Here is a 14,085-nt window from a genome sequence, read left to right as displayed (position 1 = left end):
AGCTGCTCTTATGGTTAGAGCAGCTTTTGAAGTATTATAAAGAGAGGGTTTACAACAATGAATGACAAGTCATCGCATTAGGTTGCTGAACGCCCATTAATTCTAAAATAGTAGGAGCGATATCTCCTAAAACACCATCCTGGATGTTTTTTAATTGTTTGTCAACTAAAATAATCGGCACCGGATTGGTTGTGTGTGCTGTATTTGGACTTCCGTCAGGATTAATCATCGTTTCGCAATTTCCGTGATCGGCAATTACAATTGTTGTATAATCGTTGGCAAGAGCCGCTTCGATTACTTGTTTTACACAAGCATCAACCGCTTCGCAGGCCAGTATTGCTGCACTCATGATTCCGGTATGTCCTACCATATCTCCGTTAGCAAAATTAAGGCAGACAAAATCAACTTCGCCTTTGTTTAATTCAGGAACAAGGGCTGCTGTAAGTTCGTAAGCGCTCATTTCTGGCTGCAAATCGTAAGTGGCTACTTTTGGCGAATTTCTTAAAATACGCGACTCGCCTTCAAAAGGGGTTTCTCTGCCTCCTGAAAAGAAGAAAGTTACGTGCGGATATTTCTCTGTTTCGGCAATACGAATTTGCTTTTTGCCTGCTTTTTCTAAAACCTCACCAAGCGTTTCGGTAATATTATCTTTATTGTAAACTACTTTTACGTTTTGATACGTTTCGTCGTAGTTGGTAAGCGTAACATAATACAAGTTTAATTTGTGCATGTTTTGCTCGTGAAAATCGTGTTGCGAAAGTGCTTCTGTAAGTTCACGGCCTCTGTCGGTTCTGAAATTAAAGAAGATTACCACATCACCTTCAATAATAGTAGCTAACGGTTTTTCTTGTTCGTCAACCATTACAATTGGTGCAATAAACTCATCTGTAACATCATGTGCATAACTGTCAAGAATACTGGCAACGGCATTTTTGGATGGCGTCCCGATTGCGTTTACAACTAAATCATACGCCAGTTTTACACGTTCCCAGCGTTTGTCCCGGTCCATTGCGTAATAACGGCCAATGATCGAAGCAATTTTTACGGGTGTGTTTTTAATGTGCTCTTCTAAATCATGAATGTATTTTGCTCCTGATTTAGGGTCAACATCACGGCCATCTGTAAAAGCGTGAACATAAACCTGATCTAAACCGTATTCTTGAGAAGCGTCGATTAATCCGCGTAAATGTGAGGTATGAGAGTGAACTCCCCCATCTGAAACTAAACCTAAAAAGTGTACTTTTTTATTGTTTTCTTTAGCATAAGTAAAAGCATCAACCAAAACCTGTTCTTTGGCAAGTGTTTGGTGTGCAACGGCTAAGTTTATTTTGGCTAAATCCTGATATACAATTCTTCCGGCACCAAGATTCATGTGGCCCACTTCACTGTTTCCCATCTGACCTTCGGGTAAACCAACATTTAATCCGTCAGTTCTAAGTTGTGCGCTAGGGTAATTTTTGTAAAGACTGTTTATAAAAGGAACATTTGCGTTGTCTATTGCAGAAACTTTAGGGTCAGGAGATTTTCCCCAACCATCTAAAATCATAAGTATTACTTTTTTGTTCATCATTTTTGTTTTTTACAAAGATAAGCCATTTCTAAAATAAGCAGGAAAAGCAATGTTACATTTATGTTTAATAAAATGAAGCGTATTAAAAAATATTGATTTTGTTGAAGAACACTAAAAATTTTAAAATTAATTCACGCTAGGCTCTTTTTCTAAGCTTATTTTTGACAGCATTATAGTCGATAAAATATTTTACACTTACAGAAAAGACGTGATTTAAAGCATCGTTATTAAGTAAGCCGGTTATATTGTGCTTGAAATCTTTGTTGATGATGCGTTCGAAATTTGAGGCATTGTTTCGGTACAAAGCCGAAAGCTGACTACCGGGAGCAAACCACCAGGAATACGACAAATCTGCGTTCCAGGAGTAAAAGCTGGAATTTTTATTTTTAATGTATTCCGGATATGGGGCCAAAGTACCATCCGGCTCAAGTTCCAGTATATTTTTGTTCTCGGCATAAGACCAGTATTGTCGCACCGCCAAATTAATCGTCATCGTGCTGTTGAGGGCGTATTTTCCGCTCAAAGTGTTGGAATAGGTGATGACATTTCGATTCGCAAAAACAATAGTTTTGGGAGTTGCGGTATTGTTGTCGTCATCTACACTGTCAATGTAGCCTTTATTATTGTTTTTTCTGTTAAAGCTAAAGGTGTAAGTCACTAAGAGTTTATCGCTAAAACGGTATCGTGGTCCTACATCAACACCATACGCCATTCTCCCTTCTTCATCTGTGAAAATGATAGACGGATTTAAATCTAAGGCAAATTTCTTGTTGTAATTCGTTGATATGCTTCCCCAGAGTTCCAGTTTTCTTGGGATTACAACATAGCGATTGTCAGCTCTTGGTTCGTAATAATCATGAGATTCCAACGGAAAAAGGGTAAAACCTAATCCGTAATAATTGTTTTTTATCGTAGAAAGATTAACCTCTGAACTGATTTTGTTTTCTTGTACTTTTCCGGATTCTTTGTTGAACTCGACATACATATCGTAATCAATTTTGAAAGTATTGAATAGCTTGGTGGGATTTAGGATTCTGTAATTTCCGTTTCCGTACAAATTGTAATAATTGGTATAAAAATTAATTCCCAGGTCGTTTGGGTCAAAATCCTTAGAAACAAAATCAGATCCTATGCTATAACGATAATTACCGCTTGTTTCGGCAAAACTTAAAGTGCTAAAAACACCGTTTTTATCTTTAATGTCGTTAATCATGCTGTATTTTACGTTTCCGGACAAGTTGTAGGTATTTGCCTTGGTATTTAAATCCCAGGCTAGACCTGTTACATTGGCATCCCGGTAATGACCATTTCGGATAACGTTTGTGTTGATGAAGGTTACAGATGAATTTTTACGAAAACGCTGATCTAAAACCAATACATTGTAATTCGTTAAAGGTTCTGCTATTTGCTGTCTGGTCTGACCTGAAATCGTATCTTTTATGGTAGCAAAAGTTTTTTCGGTAACAGCATTTAAAATTCCGATTCCCAATCCCTTTTTAGTTCTCCCTGAGACTTTTAAAGCATTAATAAGATTGACATTTTGCACTGTTTCAGTTACTTTTTCATGATCTTTTAAATCGGGATCGATCGAAGGGCTTCCGCCAATTCTTCTCGAATAAAACATATTTCCTTTGTTGAACAAATCGGTTCCTTCGGTAAAAAAGGCCCTGTTTTCATTGAATTGCTGCTCAAACGGACCTAAGTTTAAAATCTGATCATCATATTTTGTCTGTCCAAAATCAGGAATTAAAATAGCATCTAGTGTAAAAGCATCGTTTATGCCGTATTTAATATCCATTCCGCCTTTTATGGTAGCATACGTTTTTTGGCTATCACCTGCATTTAAATAATAGGAGGCATAAGGCATTAAAAACAATCGGGTAGGAGGTTTTATATTTTCTATTCCTTCTAAAAGACCATTTTGTTGTGTAAAAGTTCCAATTTTGGTGTCGATTAAATTCCAGGTATATTTTTTACGTTCCCGTTTTATTTCTCTGAAAAAATTAATTCCCCAGGTTTGTTTTGCATCTGCTGAAAAGCGTAACGCAGCATACGGAATCTTGATTTCTGCCATCCATCCCTTAGCTGTAAGAGAGGCTTTGCTGGTCCAGACAGCATCCCACGAATAATCTTCGCCATTGACATCTGTCATGATGCAATCACTTTGTACGTCTGATGCCGATACAAAAAACTCAAAACTTTGCTGGCCGTCATTAAAACCGTTTATAAAAACTCCAAACATATCAGCAGTTCCAAAATTATCACGTTGCGAAATTTCTTTTAAAATCTTGTTTGGCTCATCATCATACATCACGGCACCAATATAAATGGCGTCATTATTATATAGTACTTTAATTTCGGTTCTTTTGTTCTCAGGAATTGGTTTTCCGTTGTCGGGCTGGTACATTACAAAGTCAGTTGCTATGGCTGCATTTTTCCACGCAGGTTCATCCAGTTTTCCATCAATCGAAATGTTTTCGTTTGTGAATTGGGTTTGTAAAACTTTCTTCTGGCTGTAACACCAAAAAGCCGATAAAAGCAAACTTAGAAAAGCTATTTTTTTCATTTTGTTTTGTGAGAAAAAGGAAGTCTAAAATAATTTAGGGTTTAAATTAATAGACTGCTTTTTACGCTGATAGTTACACTTTTGAGGCTCAAAAGTAGTATTTATTTATATTTTTTTTAAGAAATCCTATGGAAACGTTGAGTTTTTTAGCAGAAGTAAATCTCTTACAGAAATAACAGATTTATGTTAATAATGTTAAAATTTAAGCAAAAAACGCCTGATTTTCAGCATGGTATTTTGAAGACTATCAAAATTTTATATTTTTGCCCTACCCAAATTTTATTATTAACCTAAAGAAATTCAATGATTTACAAAATTTATCCGCTGCTTGTGTTTTTGTTATTATCTTTTGGTAAAGATTCAAAAAACACCTCCGAATTAAAAAATGCAACAACAAAGACCTTTGCAAAGGTTGAAAAGACACTTACTGTTGATGCGAAAATTGAAAACATTTACAGTTCATTAAAATTGAATGCAAACAATTTTAATGTTCCTGAGCTTAGGACTTTTTCTGAAGCATTAAAAGGTTTTTATCTTTTAAAGGAAAGAGGAAAAATTCAAAAAGATATCCTGACGTTAATCGATTTTAGTCTGTCCTCAAATACCAAACGTCTTTGGGTAATTGATTTGACTACCAATACGATTTTGTTTAATTCTTTAGTGGCTCACGGAAGAAATACCGGCGAAGAATTTGCATCTGCATTTTCAAACACAAACTCATCTTTTAAAAGTAGTTTGGGTTTTTATGCAACAGGCGAAATCTATCAGGGAAAACATGGTGCTTCTTTACGTTTAGACGGTTTAGAAAGAGGTTACAATGACAACGCCCGCGAAAGAGGAGTAGTGGTGCATGGAGCCGACTATGTTTCTGAGGCTTTTATAAGAGAGCACAAGAGATTGGGCAGAAGCCAGGGGTGCCCTGCGCTGCCTGTTGAATTAACCGCTGAGATAATTCAAACTATAAAAGACAAATCATGTTTGTATATCTATCATCCATCCAGAACTTTTATTATGGAAGAGAAGCTAATTTCTTAATTTAGCATACAAATCTGCATCAAGATTATAAATATCAGCTCTGAAAAAGAGCTGATTTTTTTTGCTCCATGCCGTCCAGTACCATTGATATAAAGCATATTTTTTGGTGATTTTAATGCTGGTAGTTTTCTTTGAAGCAATGATAGTGTCTATCTTATCTTTAGACCATCTTTCAGAATCATCCAGAATATGTTCTGCCAGTTCCAGCGGATTTTCTACACGGACACATCCGGAACTTAAAGAACGATTGCTTCTCCCAAAATAATTTCGATGATTGGTATCGTGCAAATAAACACTGTGATGGTTTGGAAATAAAATTTTCATTAATCCTAAAGAGTTATTATAACCAGGACTTTGTACATATCTGTAATTTCCAGGTTTATTTTCGTTCCAGGCGTTTGGTTCTACTACATTTCCTGCAGTATCATAAATAGTAATGCTTTTATTGGCTAAATAATTTCGGTTTCGTTTCATGGCCGGAACAACATCTTCCTTTAAAATGGTTGGCGGAACAGTCCATGTTGGATTAAAGACAACGGTTTTTAATACAGATGTAATGATAGGGGTTTTTCTTTTGCTGGTTCCCACCACAATATTTCGGACTAAAGTGGTGTCCTGACTTTCGACTACATTCAGGCTGTAATCCGGAATGTTGATAATGAAATAATTTTCGGCTAAGTCAGTAGTGTACCATCTCCAACGCTCCAGGTTGGCAATAATTTGCTGTTTTCTTCTTTCTTTAGAATAATTTAAGGCACTTATAGTTCCCTGTCCAATTACGCCATCATTTGCTAAGCCGTGCCTTTCCTGGAATTTTTTAACAGACTCGAATGTTTTCTGATCATAAATATTGGTCAGGCTGTCTTTTCCTGACAGGTCTTTCCAGAATAAAAGTCTTTTTTTAATGTTGATCAGGGCAGGATTGGTATCGTGTAAAGTAATTTTATTTAATGATTCAATTTTTGTTAGTTCAGAATCATCCGGAAATTCGTTTATAATTTCTAATGCTTTTAGTAATTGTTTGTAGGTGTTCGATTTTGACTGAACATTTTCTACAATGCTGTCTAATTTATTTTTATTAAAAGCTTTAATCAGGATATTGTTAACGTCAAAAGTTTTTTCTTCCAGGTCCCAATCTGTGTATAATTTTTTAGGATCTAATTTTCCTTTGTACAGATTGTTGAGGTATTTCTCGAAATTATACGTCAGAAGTATGTCATAAGTTGCTAGCTCAGAATCGGTCAGGGTGCTGACTTTGCTTTCGAATTTTTTAAGTTTTGAGGCTTTGTAGTCTTCAGGGTTTAAGCCCAGTTCTTCTGATTTTTCTAATTGAGATAAAACATAGGTTCTCTTTTTGAGATTTCCCCAAACGGTTTTGTTTTCTGATGAATTATAAAATTGTTTTAAGGTTTCGCTTTTAAAAGTTCCCAGAAGAGCAGTGTCTATCTCTACTTTTCTTTCGTCAGTAAGTATAATTGCCGGAACGGGTTTTTTAACCACAGGTGTTATTTTAGGAGTATCCTTTTTGCAGCCAATAAAAATGCATATTACTAAAGAAAAGTAAAGTTTGTTCATTCTGTAATTTTTTAAACATTAAATAATGTTCGCCAACGTCTTTAATGTCAAATAGTTTACTCAGGGGTTGGTAATCTATTTTTTTATAAAAACCCACAGCAGTGGTTCTGGCGTTAAACCAAATCAAATCGACTTTGTTCGCATTGCAGTAGGTTTCACAATGTTTCGCTAAAGTTTGTCCGGATTCTTTTTTCTAATGCGTTTCTAAAACTGCCATCCCAAGAATCTGAGCTTGATTTTGCTCGGCAAATATAGGATTGATTTTGTTGTATAACGAAATAATTCCTGTTAAATTTTCATCATTAAATAAACCAAATGATGGGTAGTTTCTAAATTGCCTTCTTCAAAGATACAACTTTGGCCGTTTTGCCTTTTATCAAAACAGTCCCGCGAACCATATAAGTTTCTTTTGAAGGTATTTCTTTAATAATATTGACGATTTTTGAAAAATAATTGATTCTATAACATTTTAATTTTAAATAGGTTATAGATTATTGTTGATTTTAATTGATTTTTTTTGCGAAAAAGCTTGTTTTGAACTTATCTTTTTTTTTACATTTGCACCAGTAATGCGAAAGTAGCTCAGTTGGTAGAGCTCCAGCCTTCCAAGCTGGTTGTCGCGAGTTCGAGCCTCGTCTTTCGCTCTAAAAAAACCGGAACTTAATTGTTTCGGTTTTTTTAACCAAAGTTAAATAATTATTGATTTTTATTTTTTTAAACGATTTAATTATTTATATTTGCACCCTGTTAATGCGAAAGTAGCTCAGTTGGTAGAGCTCCAGCCTTCCAAGCTGGTTGTCGCGAGTTCGAGCCTCGTCTTTCGCTCTTCAAAAGCCTCAAACATTGTTTGGGGCTTTTTATTGTTTTTTTATAAGCCATATAGGTAATATAGGTTCATTAAAAAGTTTGATAGGGTAAACTTAATTTACTTATATTACTTATATTACTTATAGGTTTGAAAATTATTTTAAGTGGCTTAAGTCGCTTTCTGTTTGTAATTCTTTTGGGGTTTCATTTTGTAAAAACAAACGGGCCTGCAGATTTCCTTTTAAAGTGATTTTGTCTCCTTTAACTTCCAGCCAGCTTCCTTCTCTTAAGCCTAAAACCGGAATAGCATTAAAAGCATGAAACTCCTTGATTCTTGTTTCACGTGTTTCTCCCATGTGTTTTGATTGTGTGTCCGGGTCTAAATAATGCGGGTTTAAGTTAAACGGAATCAATCCTAAAGTTTGAAAACTCGGAGGGTAGATAATAGGCATGTCGTTAGTGGTTTGCATAGACAATCCGCAAATGTTGCTTCCGGCGCTGGTTCCTAGATACGGAGTCCCGTTTTTTACTGTTTCGGCAAGAGTTTGCATGATATTGTGTTTGTACAGCTGGGTTACCAATAAAAAAGTATTTCCTCCGCCGGTAAATATACCTTCAGCATTTTTGATGGCACTTTCGGCGTTCTCAAATTCATGAATTCCTTTTACTGCAATATTCAGCGTTAAAAAAGCGTCTGAAACTTTTTTGGTGTATTCGTCATGCGAAATGCCGCCCGGGCGTGCAAAAGGAATAAATAAAATGCTTTTGCAATTTGTAAAATGAGATTGTAAAGTAGGTAATAAATACTCTAAATAGCTGCCTTCGTGTAGCGTAGAAGTGCTGGCAATAATGATGCTTTTCATAAAAATTAAACTCAGTTTGTTTCTGTTAAAGATATTAAAAACTCTCTTTTTACCAGTAATTCGTGAGGTTTAATTAACATATTTTTACCAAGTCATTAATATCAAATTTGGAATATATTAAGATATTTTTACAGCTTTAAGGAAATCTCTAAATTTTTGTCATTTTGATTCACAAACTTATATGCGTTTTAATGGTTGTTTTGGGGCAGGTTGCATGGTCTAAGAATCAGGAAAGAACTGTTTTGAACGGTCGGGTAGTTTCTGGTGTTTCTAATTTGGAAGGTATTTATGTGATCAATGCTCAGACGGAGGCTATGACGACAACAAATGGGTCAGGTGATTTTTCAATCGCTGCGAAAGCGGGAGATGAGTTGGTTTTTTCGTCTATACAATTTAAGGAAAACCGAATTTTGCTGACTCCGGAAAATTTTACCGACATTAATTTTACAGTAAGATTAGGCATGATTGTGCATCAATTACAGGAAGTGGTAATAAAGAATTATAGCGGTATTAATGCGGTTTCTCTTGGAATTATTCCTAGTGGGCAAAAATCCTATACAGAAGCAGAAAGGAAATTACATACGGCTACTGCATTAAATCCTACAGCAAGTGCCGGTTTAATGGCTGGAGGTTCGATATCTGCAGATCCTTTATTGAATTTTTTCTCAGGACGAACAGCAATGCTAAAGAAAGAGGTTGCAGTAGAGAAGAAAGAGCTTTGTATGAAACTTTTGGAAAACATGTTTTCTCTTGATCATTTTGTTAACCGGTTAAAAATCCCCTTAGAATATGTAAAAGGGTTTGAATATTATGCAGTCGATAATGATAAATTCACAGTAATATTGAACTCTAAAAATAAAACTTCAACAGAGTTTTTGTTGGGTGAATTGGCTGTTAAATACAAAGAAATAATTGCAAGTGAGAATAAATAATATCACATATATAACCCTTTTGTTTTTGTTTGTTCAGATTAGTTTTGCGCAAAAAGCAGTTCCAAAAGAAATTTCAGGACAGATTTTTGAACAGTCTACCGCGGTCGAAGGTGTAAACATCATAAATAATACCACGCAGGTTACAGCTGTTTCAGATGAAAACGGAATGTTTTCTCTTGTAATAAAAGAAGGGGATGTTTTGGTTTTTTCGGCCGTTAATTTGGAGGCTCTTAAACGCCGCATTACGGCTGAAGATATGAATGCAACTTTGCTTCAGATTAAAATGACGGCTAAAGAAATCGAATTGAAAGAAGTTGTTGTAAATGAAAATGCAAATATTACAGCTGAAAATTTAGGCATAATTCCGTACGGGCAAAAAAAATATACGCCCGCAGAACGCAAAGTGTATACCGCCACGTCAACCTCTGTAGATAAGTTGCTTAATAAAATTTCCGGAAGAACTGCAATGCTTAAAAAAGAGGTAAATGTGGAGAAAAAAGAAATGCTTTTTGCTAAAATGGAATACCTTTTTGATGAGAATTATTATACGGAAAGATTGAAAATTCCGACACAGGATATTAAAGGATTTCAATTATATTGTGTGGATGATGCTGAATTTGCTGTATCTTTGAATACTAAAAACAAAACAATGAGTATGTTTTTAATAACTGATTTAGCCCGAAAATATCTAATAATTCTCGAAAATGAAAAATAAACTAGGAATACTCGTTGTGTGCTTAATTTGTCAGGTAGTACTGGGACAAAATTATTCAAGAAAGCCATTACATGGACAAGTTGTAAATGATTCTATTACGCTGGAAAGTGGGTATGTAATGAATTTAAACGCCAATATCAGAACTTTCATAAGTTCAAACGGATTGTTCGATATTATGGCAAAACCAAAAGACACATTGTTAATTACAAGTGCTGCTTTTCAATCTAAGAAAATTGTACTGACAGAAAAAAATTGTGCTGACAGGCTTTTTTTAGTACAAATGGATTTGGTAAGCAATCAATTGAAAGAAGTAGTCGTTCAAAAAGATCTGAAAGTAAAAGCATTTAATAAAAACAGTCAGGCAATAGTGGATACGCAATATTTTGACGATGAGAAATCTTCGCCAAAAAACAGATTTGTTTATAACGGGACCATCGAGAATGGTGTTGACTTTGTCCGAATATTTAAAGATGCAAAGAAATTATTGAAGAAGAAAGATGTTGAAGATGGAGCACAGGAACAGGAAATAAGCGATGTTGCCTTTACTATTTATGCAAAAGCCAATTTTACACCGGATTTTTACACTGATACTTTAAAGCTTAAAGCAGACGAAGTAGACATGTTTTTATTGTATTGCTCTGTTGATCCGGAATCTAAAAAGCATGTAAAGCAAGAAGAAAAATTTGAATTAATGGATTTTCTGATTACTAAAAGTAAGGAATTCAAAAAAGCGAATGTTGCCGGAAAATGAAAAATAGATTAATCTGTCCTTTACTTGGGATATTGTTTTTATCCGTTTCGGCCTTTTCATTTCATAAATTTTATATGGGTGTTTTTCAGGTCAATTATGCCGCTGAGAAAAAAATGATTCAAATTACATCCCGTATTTTTATTGATGATCTGAATAACGGAATGGAAAAAAAGTACCACCAAAAAACATTTGTTGGTACCGATAAAGAAACTGAGGCAGATGTTGAGCTGTTGAAAAAATACCTTGCTGAAAATTTTACCATAAAAATAAACGGCCAGTCCAAACCTATTACTTTTTTGTCTAAAGAGGTGGAGGCCGGCGATGTTTTAGTTTGTTATTCCCGAATAAAAGACATTGATAAATTTAAGACAATCGAAATCTCTAATACTATTTTGGTCGATTGGAATGCTGAACAGCAAAATATTACACATATTTCAGCATTTGGCACAAAAAAGAGTGTTCTCTTTACGGAATCTTCAAGGAAAGAATTGTTAAAGTACTAAATAATATATAAAATTATTATTTTAATTGCTATTTTCACACCCTGACAAAATTACCATTAAAAATTTATGAAAAAGCTTTCATTATTATTGATTTTTCCTGCAATAGTATTCGCACAGGAAAAAACAGTTACTCCAAAACAACAAGGAAAGTACGATACAAACAAATTCAGCCAGATGTATGATTTGTTGGCCACTCCTAATATGTTTCGTACTGCTTCGGGAGCTCCCGGGCCGGCATATTATCAACAACAGGCAGATTATAAAATTGATATCGAACTGGATGATAAAAATTCTAAATTAAATGGTTCTGAGGTTATTACTTATTCAAACAATTCTCCGGATAGCTTAGAATATTTATGGATTCAGTTGGATCAGAATCAGGCAAAAGCAAAAACGCAAACATCTTTAGCCGAAAGCGAAAAAATTAATCCTGTTTTAGCACTGGATGGTTTTTCAAGTAAATACCTGAAAAAAGATTTAGAGCGCGGTTTTAATATCGAGCAGGTAAAAGATGCTAAAGGAAATCCAATGTCATATACGATCAACGAAACGATGATGCGTATTAATTTGGTAACCCCGCTTAAACCAGGAGAAAAGATTTCACTGGCAATAAAATGGTGGTATAATATTAATAATTACAGAAAAGAAGGCGGACGTTCCGGTTATGAATTGTTCGAAAAAGACGGGAATAAATTGTACGTAATCGCACAGTTTTATCCAAGAATGGCAGTTTACAATGATGTAGAAGGCTGGCAAAATATGCAATTCTGGGGAAGCGGAGAGTTTGCGTTGCCATTTGGGAATTTTGATGTAAATATTACAGTTCCTGCAGATCACGTAATTGATGCGACAGGAGAATTAACCAATAGAAGTGAAGTTTTTACAGCAGAACAGGTAAAACGTTATGAGCAAGCTCAAAAATCGTTTGATAAACCAGTTGTAATTGTAACACAGTCAGAAGCAGAAGCAGCTGAAAAAGGCTTTTCTGAAAAGAAAAAAACATGGAAATTCAGTGCTAAAAACGTCCGTGATTTTGGAATTGCTTCTTCAAGAAAATTCATTTATGATGCAATGGCTGTAAAAATAGGAAACAGAGTTGTAATGGCGGAATCTGTTTATCCAAAAGAAGCAAATCCGCTTTGGGGAGAAACTTCTACAATGGTTGTAGCGCATACTTTAAAAAGTTATTCATCCCATACATTCGATTATCCTTATCCAAAAGCAGTTTCAGTTTCTGCAGAAGATCAGGGAATGGAATATCCAATGATTTGCTGGAACTTTGGCCGTCCTGACGAAAACGGGGTAACGAGCAAAGAAGTTAAAAACGGAATGATTGGCGTTGTGATTCACGAAGTAGGACATACGTTCTTTCCTATGATTGTAAACTCTGATGAACGTCAATGGACCTGGATGGATGAAGGTTTGAACTCCTTCTTAGAGTACCTGGCAGAACAGGAATTAGATCAGAATTTTCCTTCAAGACGCGGGCCTGCAAAAAATATTGTTCCGTATATGAGTGGGGATCAAAAGTTTTTAGAGCCTATTATGTCGAACTCTGAAACCATTCACCAATTTGGTAATAATGCTTATGGAAAACCGGCTACAGGGCTTAATATTTTAAGAGAAGTAGTAATGGGAAGAGAATTGTTTGATTATGCTTTTAAAACATATGCAAACAGATGGAAATTTAAACATCCAACTCCGGAAGATTTCTTTAGGACTATGGAAGATGCTTCAGCAGTAGATTTAGACTGGTTTTTCAGAGGCTGGTTTTATTCAACAGATTTCGTGGATATCGGAATCAAAGAAGTAAAACAATATTATGTTTCTGAAACTCCAACAGCTGATATTAAAGATGTGAAAGTGAGAAAAGGACGTTTTGGATTTGAGAAAGGCCCTTTTGTTTATTTAGTTGCCGGCGATAATACAGAAGTAAGTTCGTCAAGTAAAAAAGCATTAAAAGTAGAAGATGTAAAACCTTTGGCTGATTACGTAGAACAGACTTTTACACCCGAAGAAAAAGCAAGCTTAAAAGCACCTAAGTATTTCTATGAAGTTGAGTTTATTAAACCAGGCGGAATGATAATGCCAATTTTGGTTGAGATTACTTATGAAGACGGTACAAAAGATAATTATCAATATCCGGCACAGATCTGGAGAAAAAATAATGATACTGCGAAAAAAGTATATGCAACGGATAAAGCAATTAAAAGTATTCAGATCGATCCGAAATTAATGACGGCTGATATTGATGTAACAAATAATTCCTGGCCAAAAGTGCAGGAAAAATCAAAATTTGATTAATAAAAAAAATAAGAGACTCTGGAAAGAGTCTTTTTTTTTAAGTAAATTTTAAAACTGTCGGCTACAAAATTTAATATCTTTGTGGCACACAAAAATAAAAGATATGTTTGGTATAGGAGGAGGTGAATTAGTTTTTATACTGTTTATAGTACTAATGCTTTTTGGTGCAGACAAAGTGCCGGAAATTGCCCGTACAATGGGAAAAGCTATGGCGCAATTGAAAAACGCAACAAATGATATTAAAAGTGAAATTCAAAAAGGGGCGGAGGCTAATGGTCTTGACACAAAATCCCTGACAGATATAACCGGCAATATCAATGCCCAAATTAACGATGCAAAATCTAATTTGTTAGGCGATAGCACCACTGTGTCTGGTAATTTACTAGGAGATACTGCAACAGAAATAGATAAAGTAAAAGAAGATATAGAGTCAATCTCAGGACCTGTAAAACGCCAAATATAAA

General features: G+C 35.0%; 11 protein-coding genes and 2 tRNA genes. 9 read left to right on the top strand and 4 right to left on the bottom strand.

Features of this window, described 5'->3' with window-relative positions; all coding sequences use genetic code 11:
* Positions 1-49: 49 nt before the first annotated feature.
* Together gpmI and ACHRWY_RS15010 are read right to left on the bottom strand one after the other, a co-directional pair.
* On the bottom strand, positions 50-1,567 hold the full coding sequence (gene gpmI / locus ACHRWY_RS15015) for a 2,3-bisphosphoglycerate-independent phosphoglycerate mutase (RefSeq protein WP_395355753.1): 1,518 nt from the start codon (positions 1,565-1,567) through the stop codon (positions 50-52).
* 139 nt (positions 1,568-1,706) lie between these two features.
* The gene (locus ACHRWY_RS15010) at positions 1,707-4,136 is read right to left on the bottom strand and encodes a DUF5916 domain-containing protein (RefSeq protein ID WP_395355720.1); all 2,430 of its coding nucleotides are present in this window, start codon (positions 4,134-4,136) and stop codon (positions 1,707-1,709) included.
* Between the two features lie 303 nt (positions 4,137-4,439).
* Here ACHRWY_RS15010 and ACHRWY_RS15005 point away from each other — a divergent pair, with 303 nt between their 5' ends.
* The gene (locus tag ACHRWY_RS15005) at positions 4,440-5,171 is read left to right on the top strand and encodes a murein L,D-transpeptidase catalytic domain family protein (protein WP_395355719.1); all 732 of its coding nucleotides are present in this window, start codon (positions 4,440-4,442) and stop codon (positions 5,169-5,171) included.
* Here the strand turns inward: ACHRWY_RS15005 and ACHRWY_RS15000 are convergent.
* Positions 5,160-6,746: a murein L,D-transpeptidase gene (locus ACHRWY_RS15000; protein ID WP_395355717.1), complete on the bottom strand. Its 1,587-nt coding sequence runs from the start codon at positions 6,744-6,746 to the stop codon at positions 5,160-5,162. The genes ACHRWY_RS15005 and ACHRWY_RS15000 overlap by 12 nt on opposite strands.
* A 571-nt stretch (positions 6,747-7,317) precedes the next feature.
* Here ACHRWY_RS15000 and ACHRWY_RS14995 point away from each other — a divergent pair.
* Together ACHRWY_RS14995 and ACHRWY_RS14990 are read left to right on the top strand one after the other, a co-directional pair.
* Positions 7,318-7,390: transfer RNA gene (locus ACHRWY_RS14995), tRNA-Gly, on the top strand.
* A gap of 108 nt (positions 7,391-7,498) precedes the next feature.
* Positions 7,499-7,571, top strand: a tRNA-Gly gene (locus tag ACHRWY_RS14990).
* Between the two features lie 137 nt (positions 7,572-7,708).
* Here the strand turns inward: ACHRWY_RS14990 and pepE are convergent.
* Positions 7,709-8,416 (bottom strand): dipeptidase PepE, encoded by a 708-nt coding sequence (gene pepE, locus ACHRWY_RS14985; protein WP_395355715.1) that lies wholly within the window; start codon positions 8,414-8,416, stop codon positions 7,709-7,711.
* A 164-nt stretch (positions 8,417-8,580) separates the two neighbouring features.
* On the opposite strand from pepE, the gene ACHRWY_RS14980 reads away from it, so the two are divergent.
* The 6 genes from ACHRWY_RS14980 (at position 8,581) to ACHRWY_RS14955 (ending at position 14,084) form a co-directional block, all read left to right on the top strand.
* A complete protein-coding gene (locus ACHRWY_RS14980; RefSeq protein ID WP_395355713.1) occupies positions 8,581-9,348 on the top strand; it encodes a carboxypeptidase-like regulatory domain-containing protein in 768 nt (255 codons plus the stop codon).
* Entirely contained in the window at positions 9,335-10,063 is a 729-nt protein-coding gene (locus tag ACHRWY_RS14975) for a carboxypeptidase-like regulatory domain-containing protein (RefSeq protein WP_395355711.1), read from the top strand. The genes ACHRWY_RS14980 and ACHRWY_RS14975 overlap by 14 nt, the downstream gene beginning before the upstream one ends.
* On the top strand, positions 10,053-10,814 hold the full coding sequence (locus ACHRWY_RS14970; protein WP_395355709.1) for a hypothetical protein: 762 nt from the start codon (positions 10,053-10,055) through the stop codon (positions 10,812-10,814). The genes ACHRWY_RS14975 and ACHRWY_RS14970 overlap by 11 nt, the downstream gene beginning before the upstream one ends.
* Complete coding sequence (locus ACHRWY_RS14965; protein WP_395355707.1) at positions 10,811-11,317, top strand: DUF6702 family protein; 507 nt, start codon at positions 10,811-10,813, stop codon at positions 11,315-11,317. The genes ACHRWY_RS14970 and ACHRWY_RS14965 overlap by 4 nt, the downstream gene beginning before the upstream one ends.
* A 66-nt stretch (positions 11,318-11,383) precedes the next feature.
* The gene (locus tag ACHRWY_RS14960) at positions 11,384-13,621 is read left to right on the top strand and encodes a M1 family metallopeptidase (RefSeq protein ID WP_395355706.1); all 2,238 of its coding nucleotides are present in this window, start codon (positions 11,384-11,386) and stop codon (positions 13,619-13,621) included.
* Between the two features lie 103 nt (positions 13,622-13,724).
* On the top strand, positions 13,725-14,084 hold the full coding sequence (locus tag ACHRWY_RS14955) for a twin-arginine translocase TatA/TatE family subunit (RefSeq protein ID WP_395355704.1): 360 nt from the start codon (positions 13,725-13,727) through the stop codon (positions 14,082-14,084).
* Position 14,085: the final 1 nt, after the last annotated feature.

It is taken from the genome of Flavobacterium sp. FlaQc-48, from assembly GCF_044007335.1.
Lineage (GTDB): Bacteria > Bacteroidota > Bacteroidia > Flavobacteriales > Flavobacteriaceae > Flavobacterium.
This window is presented reverse-complemented; position numbering and strand designations above follow the sequence as displayed.